This is a genomic window from Cognatiyoonia koreensis (assembly GCF_900109295.1).
Taxonomy (GTDB): Bacteria; Pseudomonadota; Alphaproteobacteria; order Rhodobacterales; family Rhodobacteraceae; genus Cognatiyoonia; species Cognatiyoonia koreensis.
The window spans coordinates 167,587-183,814 of the sequence record NZ_FOIZ01000002.1 but is presented as its reverse complement, the minus strand read 5'-3'; the positions used below and the strand labels follow the sequence as shown (position 1 = coordinate 183,814).

At 57.1% G+C, this 16,228-nt stretch carries 21 protein-coding genes; 6 read left to right on the top strand and 15 right to left on the bottom strand.

Annotation, left to right across the window (positions count from 1 at the left end; translation table 11 throughout):
- Window positions 1-249 precede the first annotated feature (249 nt).
- On the bottom strand, window positions 250-564 hold the full coding sequence (locus BMY44_RS12630) for an I78 family peptidase inhibitor (protein ID WP_089995406.1): 315 nt from the start codon (window positions 562-564) through the stop codon (window positions 250-252).
- Between the two features lie 123 nt (window positions 565-687).
- On the opposite strand from BMY44_RS12630, the gene BMY44_RS12625 reads away from it, so the two are divergent.
- Both BMY44_RS12625 and BMY44_RS12620 read left to right on the top strand, forming a co-directional pair.
- The gene (locus BMY44_RS12625) at window positions 688-1,800 is read left to right on the top strand and encodes an S-(hydroxymethyl)glutathione dehydrogenase/class III alcohol dehydrogenase (protein ID WP_089995402.1); all 1,113 of its coding nucleotides are present in this window, start codon (window positions 688-690) and stop codon (window positions 1,798-1,800) included.
- 223 nt (window positions 1,801-2,023) lie between these two features.
- Window positions 2,024-2,743, top strand: a complete 720-nt coding sequence (locus BMY44_RS12620) for an NYN domain-containing protein (RefSeq protein WP_089995398.1) — start codon at window positions 2,024-2,026, stop codon at window positions 2,741-2,743.
- Here the strand turns inward: BMY44_RS12620 and BMY44_RS12615 are convergent.
- Window positions 2,740-3,360, bottom strand: a complete 621-nt coding sequence (locus BMY44_RS12615; protein WP_089995396.1) for a TetR/AcrR family transcriptional regulator — start codon at window positions 3,358-3,360, stop codon at window positions 2,740-2,742. The genes BMY44_RS12620 and BMY44_RS12615 overlap by 4 nt on opposite strands.
- A gap of 123 nt (window positions 3,361-3,483) precedes the next feature.
- On the opposite strand from BMY44_RS12615, the gene mbfA reads away from it, so the two are divergent.
- Entirely contained in the window at window positions 3,484-4,461 is a 978-nt protein-coding gene (gene mbfA, locus BMY44_RS12610) for an iron exporter MbfA (protein WP_089995393.1), read from the top strand.
- On the opposite strand, the gene BMY44_RS12605 is transcribed toward mbfA, so the two are convergent.
- From BMY44_RS12605 to BMY44_RS12575, 7 genes are read right to left on the bottom strand one after another with little or no spacing between them, the layout of a single operon-like run.
- Window positions 4,401-5,039 carry a GNAT family N-acetyltransferase gene (locus BMY44_RS12605; RefSeq protein WP_089995390.1) on the bottom strand — a complete coding sequence of 213 codons (639 nt, stop codon included), beginning with the start codon at window positions 5,037-5,039 and terminating at the stop codon, window positions 4,401-4,403. The genes mbfA and BMY44_RS12605 overlap by 61 nt on opposite strands.
- Window positions 5,036-7,120 (bottom strand): molybdenum cofactor synthesis domain-containing protein, encoded by a 2,085-nt coding sequence (locus BMY44_RS12600; RefSeq protein ID WP_089995388.1) that lies wholly within the window; start codon window positions 7,118-7,120, stop codon window positions 5,036-5,038. The genes BMY44_RS12605 and BMY44_RS12600 overlap by 4 nt, the downstream gene beginning before the upstream one ends.
- Window positions 7,117-7,608, bottom strand: a complete 492-nt coding sequence (gene mobB / locus BMY44_RS12595) for a molybdopterin-guanine dinucleotide biosynthesis protein B (RefSeq protein WP_089995385.1) — start codon at window positions 7,606-7,608, stop codon at window positions 7,117-7,119. Before mobB ends, BMY44_RS12600 begins: the two co-directional genes overlap by 4 nt.
- Complete coding sequence (gene mobA, locus BMY44_RS12590; RefSeq protein WP_089995383.1) at window positions 7,605-8,183, bottom strand: molybdenum cofactor guanylyltransferase MobA; 579 nt, start codon at window positions 8,181-8,183, stop codon at window positions 7,605-7,607. The genes mobB and mobA overlap by 4 nt, the downstream gene beginning before the upstream one ends.
- Window positions 8,180-8,707, bottom strand: coding sequence for a YcxB family protein (locus tag BMY44_RS12585; RefSeq protein WP_089995379.1), 528 nt, complete (start codon window positions 8,705-8,707; stop codon window positions 8,180-8,182). Before BMY44_RS12585 ends, mobA begins: the two co-directional genes overlap by 4 nt.
- Window positions 8,704-9,240, bottom strand: coding sequence for a hypothetical protein (locus BMY44_RS12580; RefSeq protein ID WP_131801606.1), 537 nt, complete (start codon window positions 9,238-9,240; stop codon window positions 8,704-8,706). Before BMY44_RS12580 ends, BMY44_RS12585 begins: the two co-directional genes overlap by 4 nt.
- Entirely contained in the window at window positions 9,225-10,118 is an 894-nt protein-coding gene (locus tag BMY44_RS12575) for a formate dehydrogenase accessory sulfurtransferase FdhD (RefSeq protein WP_089995373.1), read from the bottom strand. The genes BMY44_RS12580 and BMY44_RS12575 overlap by 16 nt, the downstream gene beginning before the upstream one ends.
- A gap of 56 nt (window positions 10,119-10,174) precedes the next feature.
- Here BMY44_RS12575 and BMY44_RS12570 point away from each other — a divergent pair, with 56 nt between their 5' ends.
- A complete protein-coding gene (locus BMY44_RS12570; protein WP_089995371.1) occupies window positions 10,175-10,882 on the top strand; it encodes an AzlC family ABC transporter permease in 708 nt (235 codons plus the stop codon).
- Window positions 10,879-11,214, top strand: coding sequence for an AzlD domain-containing protein (locus tag BMY44_RS12565; protein ID WP_089997152.1), 336 nt, complete (start codon window positions 10,879-10,881; stop codon window positions 11,212-11,214). The genes BMY44_RS12570 and BMY44_RS12565 overlap by 4 nt, the downstream gene beginning before the upstream one ends.
- Here BMY44_RS12565 and BMY44_RS12560 read toward each other — a convergent pair.
- The 4 genes from BMY44_RS12560 to BMY44_RS12545 are packed head-to-tail and all read right to left on the bottom strand — an operon-like array spanning window position 11,211 to window position 12,944.
- Window positions 11,211-11,825, bottom strand: a complete 615-nt coding sequence (locus BMY44_RS12560) for a hypothetical protein (protein ID WP_089995368.1) — start codon at window positions 11,823-11,825, stop codon at window positions 11,211-11,213. The genes BMY44_RS12565 and BMY44_RS12560 overlap by 4 nt on opposite strands.
- A gap of 4 nt (window positions 11,826-11,829) precedes the next feature.
- Window positions 11,830-11,964, bottom strand: a complete 135-nt coding sequence (locus BMY44_RS12555; RefSeq protein ID WP_089995367.1) for an aa3-type cytochrome c oxidase subunit IV — start codon at window positions 11,962-11,964, stop codon at window positions 11,830-11,832.
- Window positions 11,965-12,024: 60 nt separating this feature from the next.
- Complete coding sequence (locus tag BMY44_RS12550) at window positions 12,025-12,495, bottom strand: DUF6173 family protein (protein ID WP_089995364.1); 471 nt, start codon at window positions 12,493-12,495, stop codon at window positions 12,025-12,027.
- Window positions 12,492-12,944, bottom strand: coding sequence for an Lrp/AsnC family transcriptional regulator (locus tag BMY44_RS12545; RefSeq protein ID WP_089995361.1), 453 nt, complete (start codon window positions 12,942-12,944; stop codon window positions 12,492-12,494). Before BMY44_RS12545 ends, BMY44_RS12550 begins: the two co-directional genes overlap by 4 nt.
- Window positions 12,945-13,041: 97 nt before the next feature.
- On the opposite strand from BMY44_RS12545, the gene BMY44_RS12540 reads away from it, so the two are divergent.
- Entirely contained in the window at window positions 13,042-13,278 is a 237-nt protein-coding gene (locus BMY44_RS12540) for a DUF6356 family protein (RefSeq protein WP_089995358.1), read from the top strand.
- Window positions 13,279-13,319: 41 nt separating this feature from the next.
- Here the strand turns inward: BMY44_RS12540 and BMY44_RS12535 are convergent, their stop codons facing one another.
- Both BMY44_RS12535 and BMY44_RS12530 read right to left on the bottom strand, forming a co-directional pair.
- Window positions 13,320-14,342, bottom strand: coding sequence for an MBL fold metallo-hydrolase (locus BMY44_RS12535; RefSeq protein WP_089995354.1), 1,023 nt, complete (start codon window positions 14,340-14,342; stop codon window positions 13,320-13,322).
- 158 nt (window positions 14,343-14,500) lie between these two features.
- Complete coding sequence (locus BMY44_RS12530) at window positions 14,501-16,192, bottom strand: acyl-CoA dehydrogenase (RefSeq protein ID WP_089995351.1); 1,692 nt, start codon at window positions 16,190-16,192, stop codon at window positions 14,501-14,503.
- Window positions 16,193-16,228 lie beyond the last annotated feature (36 nt).

Here is a 16,228-nt window from a genome sequence, read left to right as displayed (position 1 = left end):
ACCGGCCCCTCTTTCGCCATAAAATGATCCGTGCTTTGCCTTTCACGACCCATGCGCCGGACACATTCAAACGGCAAATATAAGGGCATAGCGAAGAGCTACCCCGGGGACGTAATTAACAGCCCCCACCCAGTTTGCGGCCTCGGGGACTTCGCTTGTTTTCCTGATCATTTGCAAAAGCTGCAGTTGTGCGCCGCCACTCGGTTTTGGCCAGCGTTGGCCGTACACCGGTTTGCGTTTTCCGCTCGATTACCCGCAGGTAATCCGCGTTACCCGATTGTCGCCGCCGATCTCGAAATTTATGCGTTCTGGCCGATAATCCTGTGCGACAACCATGCCGGGGCGGATGACACGCACCTGTCCAAGGATCAGCACCCGTTCAAGCGCTGTCGCATCCTGACCGACAAGCGTGCCATAGCGCTCACCATTACACGTATTGTCCAGTCCAGTAGGGAATGACCCGGCCACTGGGCCCGTCGGTGCACCGGATGATATTGGTGCCGTTGGACCTGTGGCACCGCATGCTGTCAGTCCAGCAAGGGCAATCGGCATGAGATACCGCATCAAAAACCTCTTTTCTTGCCACCATGCCGCCGCGTCTGTGCCTTTGGCAAGGGTCGCAGGATGCGTCTTGACGCTTCGCGCGCGGCAAAGGACAGTGTTGCAACACCATGAAGGAGGATCACCATGCGAACACGTGCCGCCGTCGCCCTAGAGGCAGGAAAACCGCTTGAAGTCATGGAGGTCAATCTGGACGGCCCGAAAGCGGGCGAAGTACTGGTCGAAATCAAGGCCACTGGTATTTGCCACACCGATGAATTTACCCTGTCAGGCGCGGATCCTGAAGGCATGTTCCCAGCAATTCTGGGCCATGAAGGCGCGGGCGTTGTCGTCGAAGTTGGTGAAGGCGTCACAAGTCTGGAAGTCGGTGACCACGTTATTCCACTCTACACCCCTGAATGCCGCGAATGCGAATATTGTCTGAACCCAAAGACCAACCTTTGCCAGAAAATCCGCAGCACGCAGGGTGCCGGCGTTATGCCAGATGGCACGTCGCGCTTTTCGATGCTCGATGGCACACCGATCCTGCATTACATGGGTTGTTCCACGTTTTCCAATCACACCGTCCTTCCCGAGATCGCGCTTGCCAAGGTCCGAAAGGACGCGCCGTTTGACAAAATTTGCTACATCGGTTGCGGCGTCACCACGGGCATCGGTGCGGTCATCAATACCGCCAAGGTCGAAATCGGAAGCCGCGCGATCGTCTTTGGTCTGGGCGGCATCGGTCTGAATGTGATTCAGGGGCTGCGGCTGGCCGGTGCCGATCAGATTGTCGGTGTGGATCTCAACCCTGGAAAGGTCGAAATGGCCAAGCGTTTCGGGATGACCGATTTCGTCAATCCCAACGACGTAAAGGGCGACATGGTCGCGCATTTGGTCGAACTGACGCAGGGCGGTGCCGACTACACATTTGACGCTACGGGCAATGTTCAGGTCATGCGCACAGCACTTGAGGCGGCGCATAAAGGGTGGGGTGAAAGCATCATCATCGGTGTTGCCCCTGCTGGTGCTGAAATTTCGACCCGTCCATTCCAGCTGGTGACGGGGCGCAGCTGGCGCGGAACGGCCTTTGGCGGTGCACGCGGACGCACAGATGTGCCCAAAATCGTAGATTGGTACATGGACGGCAAAATCGAAATTGACCCGATGATCACGCACACCATGCCGCTTGAAGACATCAATAAGGGTTTTGATCTGATGCATGAAGGCAAATCCATTCGGGCCGTCGTCGAGTTCTGATGCAGCAGAATCCGAATGCGCTGACCCGGTCGCTGGCCGGGTCATTTGCATTTGCAGGTGTCACAGTATCGCGCGGCGGTCGTTTCACTAAGGCCTGACGGTTAAAGGGTCGGATTCGTTATGATGCAGAACAGGATATCGCCTTTGCATACGCATTGAATGGTGATCCACTCGATGACGAAACCGATACATTTCCATCGCACTTCCAGAATTGGAGAATTGAATGCCGCGTGAACAGGAACTCTTGGCCGTTTTGATCGACGCCGACAATATCCCTGCAAAGTACGCCGAAGCGATCCTGGAAGAAGTCAAACGCTATGGCGAACCGGCCTTGCGGCAGGTCTATGGCGACTGGTCAAACGATGCGCTGAATGGCTGGCGCAAGGCATCGCGAGAGCTGGGACTGGTCGCAAAACAGGAAACGGCGAACACGACGGGCAAGAACGCAACTGACATCGGTTTGGTGATCAGCGCCATGGATATCCTGCATAGTGGCCGGTTCGACGGGTTCGTCCTTGTCAGTTCTGACAGCGATTTTACCGCGCTTGCCAACCGGCTGCGCGAGAATGGCGTGAAGGTGATTGGCATCGGCGAAGAAAAGACACCGAACAGTCTTGTCAAAGTCTGTAACCGCTTTGTCTTTCTCGAAAACATCGCGGCTCCGTCGACAGGTGACAAGGACGTTGAAAAACAGGGGTCACCCAAGAAGCAACCGCCGTCAAAAGTCGTCCCAATGGTTCTGCGGGCCATGCAAAGCCTAGATGACGAAGCGGATTGGTACAATCTGTCCCCGCTTGGCAGGCAGATCAATAGAGAGAATCCCGCCTTCGACCCGCGCACCTATGGCAGCACAAAGCTAAGCGAGCTCTTGACCCGAACAGGACAGTTTGAAGTGCGAAAGGGGTCCGGAAACGGCTTGCAGGTGCGCAAGAAAGAAAACTAGGTGCCGTAACGCGCCATGAACATATCAACGGCGCCATGGATGACCCGTTCCTTTTCGACGTCCGTGAATGTGTCAGCCATATTAAAAACCATGCGGTCAAAAAGGTCGGCTTTGCAAAGTTGGGCAAATTGCTCGGCAGCCAGATCCAGATCGGTAATTCTCAAATCGCCGCGGCTGACGCCAATGCGCAGTAGCTCAGTCAGGCGCTTGCGACCCATTTGCGGACCACTGGTATAGAATTCGCGCCCCAGATCGGGAAATCGTGTGCTCTCACCGACGCAGATGCGAAATATGCTGCGTGCAAAGTCAGACATGATCAAGTCGATGATCTGGCGTGACACAGACCGGAGGATATCTGCCATGGGTGCGCTGCGATCAATCGTATCCATGACATGATTGGCCTGCCGCGCACATTCCACTTTTGCCATTTCCATGAACAAAAGCCGCTTGTCCGGGAAATAGCTGTAAAGCGTCGCTTTGCTTACCCCGGCTGCGCGCGCGATGTCGTCCACGCTGGCCCCTTCAAAGCCGTCGCGCAGAAAGATTTCGCGCGCACCGGCAAGAACCTGTGCGAACTTGCGGCCACGCTTAATTTCGACGTTCGTGCCGTCCGGCATTCTGCTCTCCAAAGGGATGAATCCAAATATAAACTGATCAGTTCAGTTTCGGCAAGCGCTCAGAGCTTGCCCTTTGGCGCAGATTGCATAGATTAGAATCATTCTAACCTCTGGGGTCTTGTTATGCTTTCCCGTTTTGCACACCGCCGCCGCTTCAAGGACTTGTCCGAGCGCGAAGTCCTCGGCCTCGCCATTTCGGCCGAGGAAGACGACGCGCAGATTTATCGCATGTATGCGGACCGCTTGCGCGCGGAATTCCCCGCCTCGGCCACCATCTTTGAAGGTATGGCAGAGGAAGAGGACGGCCATCGCCGCCAGTTGATCGAGCTCCACCAGCGTCGCTTTGGTGAGGTGATCCCATTGATCCGACGCGAGCACGTGTCGGGTTACTTCGCCCGCCGCCCGGTTTGGCTCGTTGAAAACCTTGGCTTGGAACGGATGCGCGAAGAAGCGGCCCAGATGGAACGCGATGCCGAGCGGTTCTATCTCGCTGCAGCTGCAAAAACGACAGACGCAGAGACGCGTAAGCTATTGGGTGATCTGGCGGCCGCCGAAGCCGGTCATGTCACGCGGGCAGACAAGCTGACCGAGGCCGTGACCGATTCCGATGAGGCCGAAGATGAGGCACGTGCCGCCCATCGCCAGTTTGTGCTGACATGGGTTCAACCCGGTCTTGCAGGCTTGATGGACGGTTCAGTTTCGACGCTTGCGCCCATTTTTGCCACGGCGTTCGCCACTCAGGACACGTGGACCACCTTTCTTGTCGGTCTCGCCGCGTCCGTCGGTGCCGGAATTTCGATGGGCTTTACCGAAGCAGCTTCAGATGACGGCCAGATTTCAGGGCGCGGATCGCCCTACAAGCGTGGATTGTCCGCAGGCGTGATGACCACAATCGGGGGCTTGGGGCATGCATTACCATACCTGATCACGGATTTCTGGACCGCAACTGTCGTCGCGCTGATCGTCGTTTTTGTCGAACTCTGGGCAATTGCCTGGATCCAGAACCGCTATATGGAAACGCCATTCGTAAAGGCGGTCTTTCAAGTGGTGCTGGGCGGTGCGTTGGTCTTCGGGGCAGGGGCGTTGATTGGATCAGGTTGATGCACGGCCCGAACCATCGTCGTTGCCGACCGAAACCCGAAAATGTGACGAAGGGGGCCAAGCCGCGCGGTCTTGATGGCGGTGAATCCTTCCCGTTCATAAAGCGCACGCGCCCTGTCGTTGGAGTCGATCACGTCCAAACGAACTTCTTCGTAGCCACGGTCGCGCGCAGTGTCCGTGATCGCACCGAGCAAGGCAGTGCCTACACCCCTGCCGCGCGCCTCGGGTGCCACGAAAATACCGTCCATCAGAAAGCGGCGGTTTTCCGTATCACGTTCAAGCATATTCAAAAGAAAACCGCGCCAGCTGGCCCCGAACAGTCCGTAAATCTGGCGCAGGTCTGCGAACGTCCCGCTGACAAGCGCGCCAGCATGTGTCTTGAAACCGGCAACACCAAGAAGCGCACCGTCGTCGGTATGGGCGCACAGCGCATGATCAGACATCAGAACACGGCGCACGAATGACCGGCCCTTGTCGCTTGGTCCCATCACAAGGCCAAGCTTCTGCTCGAATGCTTGCCAATATAGGTCGGCGACGCGGTCGCGATCATGCTCCGGAATGCCGAAGCTGATGATCATACGTTGAACCCTGCGAAAGGGATGTAGTGGACAAGTTCGCCGGGCGCGACAGTGATGGCGGCGTCAGGCAATTCAACAAGCCCCGTCGCCCAGGAAAGCCCGGAAATACGACCGGACCCTTCTGACGCAAAGGTTTCGACCTGTCCATCATGGATGCGGGCGCGGAGGTATTCGCGACGACCCGCCTTCTTTGATTTGCTGAATGCGGCAGGCAGTTGATAACCGGTTGGCGTGCGCCAGCCCGCGCCGGCGATCAGGTGCAGCGCCGGATAAGCAAAGACAAGGGCGCAGACCTGTGCAGCGACAGGATTGCCAGGAAGTCCGAAAACAGGCACCCCGTCCCAAATCCCAAGCGCAAGTGGGCGCCCGGGTTTCATCGCAACCCGCCACAGTGCAAGCGTTCCAGTATCCTGCAGCAACGCTGACATATGGTCTTCGTCACCGGCAGAAGCACCCCCGGACGTCAGCATCGCATCGCAACGCGCGGCACCTTTCGTCAGAATCTTGCGCAGTTTTGCGCGGTTGTCCGGTGCCCGCCCGAGATCGATAGCGTCAAACCCCCACGCTTTGAGGTTGGCCAATAGCATCGGGCGGTTGGCGTCAAAAATCTGGCCCGCGTCTGCACCTTCCTGCGGATTGCGCAACTCATCACCTGTAGACAACACACCAACCCGAAGTCGGCTGCGCACGCTGACCTCGGAAATCCCCACAGCGGTCATGGTTCCAAGATCGGCGGCGGTCAACTTGCGTCCTGCTTTCAGGATCGCACGGCCCGCTTGCATATCTTCGCCGGCGCGCCTGGAATTCGCACCAGATTTGATCGGGCCATGCAGTGCGATATGCGTATCTGTGGCCGTGACATCTTCCTGCAGGATGACAGTATCGGTGCCTGCGGGCATGTTTGCGCCGGTCAGGATGCGGACCGCATGTCCATCTGGAACAGTTCCCTCAAAGGGAAATCCTGCCGCGGCGCGTCCCGCGACAAGCGGGATGGCGTGCGACCCCGGGGGCAACGGCCCCAATAAGGCGTATCCGTCAACAGCAGAATTCGGGGCTGGGGGATGGGATCGCTGCGCGATTGCGTCTGCGGCCAGAACGCGCTGGGCAGCATCGTAGACAGCAACGGTCTCTGTTCCGGTCACAGGCTGTAGGTTTTCGCGCAGGTGATCCAGCGCCTCGTCAACGGGTGTCCAATGCGCGCCTTGTGGCAAAGCAAAACAGTCGTTGCGCAGCGGCGGCGGTGCCAGTGTTGAGGTTAGCAAATGTTCTTTGCCAAGACCAAGAACCCAGCCTTCGTCATCAGCGTCATGTTCCAGAAGCTCGGCCCAAGCAGCATTGGACAAACCGGAAAAAGTGGCCGCGTAAAGTGAGACCTGTGCGGCATCCTTGATCGGATGCGTGTGTCCGGCCAATGCCTGCGGCAAAAGCGAGAAGTACGTTTCAGCAAGTACGATATCCGAGTCCGGCGTTTCGAATGGCCAGACTGTCACGTCCCGGCTAAGGCGATTCCTGATCCGTGAGAGCGTCGGAAACCCCATGATGACCTGGCTCCCCACAGCACCCGCGCCCGCAAGCTGCCAAGGCGAAAACGCGCCCTTTGCGACAACATCCGTCTTTCTTTTTTCAGGAAACCCATGATCGGCGCGATTTGTGCCCTTGCGAGGCAGGTCGGGAATATCGCGTTGCAACCCATTGCCCCAGAATGGACCGACACCCGGAAATTGCGCGTTGATGCGGGCGGCAAGATCGAAACGGTTGTTTTTGGTCGGGCTGTCTTCCACACGTTCTTCAAACCAGTCCCACAGCGCGAGCGGGTCAGGATTACCTGTCAGTTTTTCTGCAAAGCCGTGCGGAAAAGCAAAGCAAAGGTCAAACGCTGCAAGTATGCGCCGCCCGGCGTGCCGCTCGTTCTTGAGCGTATCAAGTATGTAGATTTCTGCATCCTGCCGGTTGCGGTGGTAGATTGGTTTTTCGGCTACGCCATTGCGCCCAATGCACGTCCAGATCGCGTCCCTTTTGGGTGATTTGCCACGATCGTTTCCACCCGACCAATCAACAGTAAGAACCGCATCAAACATCATAGGCCAAGTTCACCCAGAATGAAGTCAGCGATGGCTTGCGTGTCGTTCAGGTCGAATTGCGGCTGTGTCAGCTCTTGTGGCGTGTCCGTGGCCACGGCTTTGACTGTCGGATCGGAAAGGGCCAGCAACGGGTTGCCGGTTTCCGCGCGAAACGCTTCAACTTTGGGATGGCGGTCGCGCTTGTAACCTTCAATCAGGACAAGATCGACAGGCGCAATATGCGAAAGCAACATCGCAAGCGGTGGTTCATCGGCACCGCGAAGCTCTGTCATCAGCGCCCAGCGGGTCTTGGATGCCAACAGTGTTTGCGTTGCCCCGGCTTCTCGATGTCGGTAACTGTCCTTTCCCGGCTGGTCGACGTCGAAACTGTGATGGGCGTGTTTGATTGTGGAAACGGTCAGGCCACGTCCGGTGATCTCTGCCACAAGACGCTCCATCAATCCCGTCTTACCGGCATTCTTGAACCCGACAACGCCATAGATGTTCATAACATGGCCTTTGCTGTCGCAAGATCATCAGGTGTATTGATGTTGAAGAACGCCGCATCGTCGGGAAATTCTGCCGTACCTGCACCGTGTTTGCTTGTCCATTGAACGACCTTGCGTAGACCGTCATTCAGGCTGGCGCGCAGGTCGTTGCGCAACGCAACCGGCCAAAGTCCGAAGGTCGGTTGCCGCCCGGACGGTGACGCGGCAAGACATAGACCATTGCTTTCATTCAGCAGCAATTGCGGAACAAGATCGCAGGGCAGGAACGGACTATCCGCTGCCGCTGTCACGATATGTGTGGCGTCCTGTTCTGCCGCCCAGTCAAGTCCGGCAAGGACACCGGAAAGCGGACCCGCAAAGCCTGCGATGCTGTCCGGGATGATCGGAAGGTTCAGGTCCGCAAACCGCGCTGGATCACCATTGGCGTTCAGTGCAACGGCTGCAACCTGTGGTTCCAGACGCGCGAGGACATGGTCTAGGATCGACCGATCGTCAAGTTGCAGCATTCCCTTGTCACCACCGCCCATGCGCGTGGCCTGACCACCTGCGAGAATGACACCCACTGGCTGTTTCATGCGAACACCGATGCCTTGTGCCAGCGTTGCATATCGCTGAACGTTTGCGTCGGGTCGTCTAGTTCCGCTTTTGGCACGTAAAGGGCGACGCCCGAAGCGACAACGCACAAGGCGCGTTTGGTTTCCAATACTGCGCTGATATCGGCCCAGCCCGTCTGCCAATGGCTGTTGCGACTGCGCAGAACGAACCCGTTTTCGCTGATTTCGACGCGTTGGTGGGCACCGAATGGGCTGGATGCGCAGCTCTTGGCCAATTCGGCGTAGATCAGGCGGGTGAGGCTCGCAATGCCCCAGCCGATGGCAAATGCGACAAGAGAGACGAGCAAAGTATTGTCCCGGACAAAGTCGCGAAAGAAAAACATGGCGAGACCCAAAAGACCGATCGGCGCGATAAAGCCCATTGCAAGATACTGGATGAAACCCGCGATCTTGACGCGCCACGACGTGATGGCGTTGCCGGACGCGAACATGGATTGAAGGACTGCTTTGTGGTCTCCTTCAAATTCTGCGATGTACGTCGTCATATCGTCTTACCACGCGCTGTTTGATGCCATTTTCGCATCTGGCGAAAAACTGTTTCAGGATCGTCCATGGCTGCCGCGGGGATATAAATGGGTCCTGTCGGATTGATGATGCCGACCGCATTTGTTGTTTTGAAGGTTTCGATCACATCTTCCCAGCCTGTTCTCCAGCGGCTGTGCGCGGTGACGAATGAAAAGCTATCGGCATCAATTTCGGCCTGTCCCGTCATGGCAAAACTGGTCTTGACGAAAGCGTCGTAGGCTTTCCGTTCGATCAGCACTGTCACTGCGAATAATCCGGCGACCGCAAGAATGCCCAAAACAGTGACATAGAGATATCCGATACCGTCCACCGGACCAAAAACCATGTTGAGTGCGGCCATGGCCCCAAATGCTGCAAGGCCGAAAAGTGTCCAGAACTGAACCTTGCGCAGCAGCCAGATCCCGGACGTTTCCATGATCGGGTCTGCCGCAGCCATAGCCGACCTTGCACTTGGATAATCCGCGCGAAAGCGAATGGTTATCCTGTCGGCCATGTCGCCCCCTTGCGCGCTGCTTTTTCAGGTTCGTCCTGTATCTGCTCCGGATCAGCATCGCGAATCAAGCGATGTTCGCCGGCGAGACACGTAAAACGTTGGCCCTTCATGCGACCAATCAAGGTCAACCCGACTTGCTGTGCGATTTCCACGCCCCAAGCGGTAAAGCCGGACCGCGACGCAAGCACGGGGATGCCCATCAACGCCGTCTTGATGACCATTTCAGAGGTCAGTCGCCCCGTCGTATAAAGCATCTTGTCTGCCGCTGTGACGTTTTCGGACAGCATCCAGCCTGCCACCTTGTCCACGGCGTTATGCCGGCCGACGTCCTCCATATAGACAAGCGGGCGCGACCCTTGGCACAGAACCGTCCCGTGTATCGCACCAGCCTCAAGATAAAGCGACGGCGTGCGATTGATCTTTGCGGCCAGTGCATAAAGGTGCGACGTCTTGATTGGCGTATCGGGCAGCGTGACGTCGGAAAGCCCTTCCATCATGTCACCGAACACAGTCCCGACGGCGCAGCCACTCGTCCGTGTCTTTTTCTGCAACTTCTCTTCATAGGTTGTTTGCGAAAGCGTGCGCACGACGACAGTCTCGAGTTCCTCATCATAGTCGATGCCGGTGATCGTCTCGTTATCGGCAAGCATCCCCTGATTTTTCAAGAATCCAAGCGCAAGATAGGCCGGATAGTCACCGATCGTCATGGCGGTGACGATTTCCTGCCGGTTCAGAAAGATCGTCAGGGGCCGTTCTTCGACCACTTGCGCGGTGACGGGCGCACCGGTCTGATCGGTGCCGACAACAGACCGGGTAAGCCGCGGCGCGGTCGGATCCGGGGTGATGATGTAATCCGAAAGATCGTCGAGTTGGGCCAATTGTCATTCCAGCGTTGCGGCGATAGCAGTATCACCACAGAAGTTAGGTTATTCCCATGCATCCCTCCACCGCCAAATCTGCTTATCTCAAAGGCATACGAGACGGCAGCCCTTTCCTGGTGATGGCGATACCGTTTGCACTGGTATTCGGCGTCGTGGCGACCGAGGCAGGCTTGACCCTTGGCCAGACGCTTGGTTTCTCGGTTCTGGTGATAGCGGGGGCATCGCAGTACGCAGCGTTGCAGCTGATGGTTGAAAACGCGGCAATCGTGCTGGTCCTGATGGCTGCGTTGGCAGTGAACCTGCGTATGGCGATGTACTCGGCGTCGCTCGTGCCGCATCTGGGGGCGGCACCGCTTTGGCAGCGGGCATTGGTGGCGTACGTGAACTTTGACCAATCCTATATCGTAAGCATCGCACAATACGAAAAAGCGCCGGACTGGTCCGTGCGCGACAAAGCACTCTTTTTCCTTGGCGTGGCGACCCCGATTGCACCGGCATGGATGTGCAGCACGGCGGTCGGGGCCCTTGTCGGGGCGCAAATTCCACCTGAATACGCATTGGATTTCATCGTTCCGATCATGTTCCTCGCCATGGTCGCGCCGATGCTGAAATCCTTGGCGCACGTGCTGGCGGCACTCGTGTCCGCGACCGTTGCCCTGCTGCTTATCGGGCTGCCGTCTGGTGTCGGCCTGCTGATTGCAGCAGGCGCTGCCATGCTGACAGGGGCCTTGGTCGAGACATGGTTGGAGCAACGGACGTGAACTATACCCAAGCTGAAATCTGGCTCATCATCGCATTGATGGGGATCGGCACTTATTTGATCCGCTTTTCATTCCTTGGGCTGATAGGTGACCGCCCGCTGCATCCGTTTCTGTTGCGGCTGCTTCGGTTTACGCCGGTGGCTGTACTCCCCGGAATGGTCGCGCCACTTGCCCTTTGGCCGACGGCCACCGGAGGAGAGCCGGATGCCATAAGATTGCTGGCAACGCTTGCCACGCTGATTGTCGGGGTTTGGCGAAAAAACGTAATCTGGGCCGTCGGGGCAGGCGTTCTCACCCTCTATGTCGGGCTTTTCCTGACCGGTCAGATTTAGGTTTCGCTCAACAGCTCGTTGATTGCAGCACCCGCACCGGATTTGTCATCGGCGTCATTTTCGCGGATTTCAAAGGTCTGGACGCCGGGCAATTCAGCGAAATCATCAAACAGATTATTCGGGAAATAGGTTCTGCCGATGCTTCCAAAGCCGGGAAGTCCTTGCAGAATGGCAGAGGTTGCACGCGTGCAGTTCGCTTTAGGGACTGCACCGTAAGTCTTTACAGCTTGAAGTGCCATTTCCGCGGTCGCCTGAGGCACCACGATCTTCTGGCCGATCACGTGATAGGTCGTTCGCGCATGAAAGCTGGCGTAAAGCTCTTCGACATAGGGTGTCACGCCGTAGATCACATCGTTGCGTTCAGGCAGCGCGTCAGCTTTGAAAGTTCCCGCCGGATCCCAAAGCACACGCTGGCTGGCGTTGATCATCAAGCCAGTGTGCGCGCCGTTGCCAGACCCGTTGTTCTTCATGGTGTAAAGGGTCAGGGACGCAGGGCCGACTTGGGGTACGGTGGCAAGCGCAACCTTCTGATCCGGTGCCCAGACAGGTTCGGCAGAACAGGCTGCCAGACCGGCCAGCGGCGCGGACAGAATGAATGTGCGACGATACAATGGATTAGCCGTTGACGAGGCCGATGAAGATCAGCAGCACAATGCAAGCGATTGCGCCGCGCGTGACCATTTTGATAAAGCCGTCAAATGTCTTTTCGTGAACGGAAATGTCCATTTCGCCGTGCTTATGCTTTGCCATGTGTCTTGTCCTCTTAACTGTTGCGCACGCTCTAGCTGATTCAATCGACCATGTCACGGGTCAAGCCGTCGCATCGTCCTCACGTTCCAGTTCCTTGGCAAGCCGGAAACCGATCCGGTTGGGTTCGGCCTGATCGACTTGCTTCGGTGCGGCGCGCAGCATGACGTTCAACTGGCTGACATGTTGGATCAGTTGGGTTTTTGCACCCGTTCCATCGCTGCCGTAGAATGTGATGAGGTCCGGATCATAATAGCCCAGACCTTCGATCTTGATGACGCCAGCATCGCCGCCGACAAAGCCCATGCCCACCTCTTCATCATTGTCCAACTGCTTTTCGAAGTTCTGGATATAAAGAATAATGCGCTCGTACGCCCATTGCGCCGGGCTTTTGCGGCCGGTCGGTTCTTTCAGTGCTTTCGGAATGCCCCCTTCGGACGCGCATTTCGCGTCAGGATTTGTATGCACTTCACGGATACTTGGAAGGTGCGCGTTTTCAATGGCTTCGGCAGATGTGGCGATTTCGTCGGTCATAGGGGCACCGCTGTTGTTTCCTTGATCTCCTCCATAACGAAACTGGCAGAGATGTCTAAAACAGAAATCCGTGATGTGAGGTCCTTGTAAAACCGATCATAGGCGGGAACGTCCTTCAGCCGCACCCGCAGAACGTAGTCCAGATCACCTGACATGCGCGACGCGCTGACCACTTCCGGCATTGACGCGAGGACCTGATGAAATTTCGTGATCCACGCCGCGTCGTGCTGACTGGTACGCAGAAGTACGATCGCTGTCAGGGGACAGCCAACTTTCGCGGGATCAACCAACGCGACCCGCCGCGTGATGATCTTTGCGGCTTCCATGGCCTTGATGCGCCGCCAGCACGCGTTGCGGGAAAGATGGACACGTTCACTGATGTCATCAACGGACAGCGTGCAGTCGTTCTGCAGTAGGGTAAGGATGAGTTTGTCAATTTCGTCGTTCATATTGGGAAATTATCCCAAAGAATCGCAGGATGGAAAGTATTTTTGGGATAACGGAACGGTCCAGGGTGGATAGATATGTCGCAATCAGGAGGATTCCATGTCAGACTCGACCACCACACCGCCTACCGCCTTGTTCGCAAAAGTCTTTCTGGATCATCCAGCGACCGTGAATGAAAGCTATTTCGGTCATATGCGCTTTGCCTTTGCCTTCGCATTCTGGCTGTTCGTTGCAGCATGCGCGGCATTCATTCATGCGCTCATTCCTGCCCTTTGCGAAACAACGGCAAGCCGTATCCTCACGCGCCTGCACAACAGGATCATGACGCGCCACTGACGAACACAGCTTGCGCTCACCGCCTTGCCGTCAATGGCGGCCTATAATGCGCGATATGCGTAGGCGCCGCTGTCGTTCGTTTCGCGGCTGACTTGGCCCGCCTGATAAAGGTGGTTCAGATGTGCCACGGCCTCGACCAGCGCCAGCCCATAGGTTCCGTTGTCGATCTTGCGCTTGAAAAGCGGCTCAAAACACTGCCCGGCAGTGCGGGGGGTATCAAGATGCGCCAGCAGACGCGAAAGGGCCTCATGATGATTGCTGATCATTTGGTGTAACCGTTTCGGCAGCCCGGTGTAGGGCAGTTTATGTCCCGCCAGTATCAACTGTTCAGACGTGGCGAACTGCTGGAAGTGTTCGCATGACGATATCCAGTCCTGCACCGGATCAGCGTCAGGTTCTGTCGGATAGACACCAAGGTTGGGGCTGATGGACAGCAGCAACTGGTCGCCACCAATGACAAGGTTGTCGTCGCGGCTCCAGAAAGTCGCGTGTTCAGGGGCATGGCCATCACCCATGCGGATATCCCATGTGCGCTGACCGAACTGGATAGAATCGCCATCCTTCAACCGTTGATACCCCAGCGGGATCGGATCCACACAATCCGCGAAGTTAAAGGGGCGCTCCGTGCTGCGTTTCTGCAGAATGTCGGGGTCCATCCCGGCAGACCGATAGAACGCAAGCGCTTCTGGTGCTGGTATTTCCTGCACGTCCAAGGTCAGCATCCGCGCCTGCAACCAGCCTGTGCGCGGCATGGCGAGCGTTGCCCCCTTGTCGATGAACCAACCGGCCAGCCCGACGTGATCGGGGTGGTGGTGCGTGACGATCAGCCGGTTGACCGGTCGCCCGCACAGCGGCCCGGACAGCAGCTCTTCCCAGATCGCTTTTGTTCGTTTTGTCGCAAAACCAGTGTCGATCAGCGTCCAGCCGTCGCCATCATCCAGCGCAAATACATTGACGTGGTCAAGCGCCATGGGCAAAGGCAGCCGCATCCAAAGCACACCGTCGGCCACAGTGATCGCTTCGCCTTCGGCGGGCGGGTCAGGAAAGGGCGTGTGTATTTTCATTGGCAGGGTTTGGCACAGTTCTGTTTCAGTTGAAACGTGAATGTAGAATGCAGGTTTTCCGTCTTCTCAGGCCGACTCGTGCGCCCCCGAAATCCCGTTGAGGCAGGCAGAAATCAACCTCCGCCCACCCTCATGTGACAGGCTTTGAATGCGTGACCTCAAGCTGCCAGATCAGCGGCAGTGATCGCCATCAGATCGTCGGCACCTTCGCGGACATGCGCAAGCAGACTTGTGTGTTCTGGCATCAGGCGCTTGATATAGAAGGTTGCCAACCGCTTCCGGGTTTCATCGCCGTTGATTGCGGCCGTCAAATGCGCGTGACCGCCAAGCACCCGCGCAAACGCGCGCAGGTAGGGCACGGCACCTGCGAAGCGATCCTGCAGATCCTGTTCGACAAGCCATTCGGTCGTTTCGCGCAGGTTTTCGCAAGCCGACCAAACGTCGGCCGCCAGTTCGGGAAGCGTGGCCTTTGCGGCCTCGGAAGCGGCTTCGATCTCGTCCAGCAGCTGATAGGCCGCTTCGCCGCCGTCCATCATCTTGCGCGCGACAAGGTCCATGGCCTGAATGCCATTGGTGCCCTCGTAGATCGTTGTGACGCGGACGTCGCGGGAATACTGGGCAGCGCCGGTTTCCTCGATGAAACCCATACCGCCATGTACCTGCACGCCCTTGGCCGAAACCTCGACACCGACATCGGTGCCGAAAGCTTTGGAAATGGGGGTCAGCAATGCAGCGCGGGCTTTCCATGCAGGATCGCCTGTTGCAGTCGTCATGTCGATCGCAACGGCGTTCATCAAGGCGATTGCGCGCGAAGTAAATATATCTGCCTTCATTTCCGCCAGCATGCGACGCACGTCAGCATGATCGATGATCGTGCCCTTGCCACCCTGCTTGCGGTCGTTGGCATAGGCCAACGCGTGCTGGTACGCCCCTTCCGCAGTGCCAACGCCCTGCACGCCAACGCCAAGGCGGGCGTTATTCATCATTGTGAACATTGCAGCCATGCCGCCATGTTCCGGCCCGACAAGCCATCCACGCGCGTTGTCGTACTCCATCACCGCTGTCGGTGATCCATGCAGACCCATCTTGTGTTCAAGGCTCACGACGCGCAGCGAATTGCGCTCGCCGATGCTACCATCGGCGTTCGGGATAAACTTCGGAACCATGAACAGGCTGATCCCCTTCGTACCGGGCACACCGTCTGGCAGACGCGCCAACACAAGGTGGCAAACGTTCTCGGTAAAGTCGTTATCCGCCCAACTGATGTAAATTTTCTGGCCTGAAACAGCATAAGAGCCGTCACCATTGGGTTCAGCCTTCGAGCGCAGTGCACCGACATCCGAACCTGCCTGTGGTTCCGTCAGGTTCATCGTCCCGGCCCATTCGCCGGAAATCAGCTTGGGCAGATACAGATCCTTGATCTCATCTGAAGCATGGTGCTCCAAGGCTTCGATCTGGCCCTGACACATCAGCGGGTTCAACTGCAAAGACAGGCAGGCACTTGCCAGCATTTCGTTGACAGCTGTGGTCAATGTCATTGGCAGACCCATACCGCCATATTCGGGGCTGGCAGCCATGCCGATCCAGCCACCTTCGGCAATCGCCTTGAACCCATCACCAAAACCAGGAGAGGTGCGTACGATTCCATTTTCGAGGTATGCGGGATGCAGATCGCCCGGTCGCTGAAGCGGGGCTATGATTTCCTCGGAAAGCTTTCCTGCCTCGGTCAGGATCGCGTCGGCCATGTCGGAAGTTGCTTCGGCAAAGCGGTCTGTCGCCGTCACTTGGCCAAAGTCGGCGATCTGATCCATGATGAAACGATAGTCAGTGACGGGCGCGCGATATGGCATGTCGTATCCTTGCGGTGGGTGGCAAAACTGAAAGCC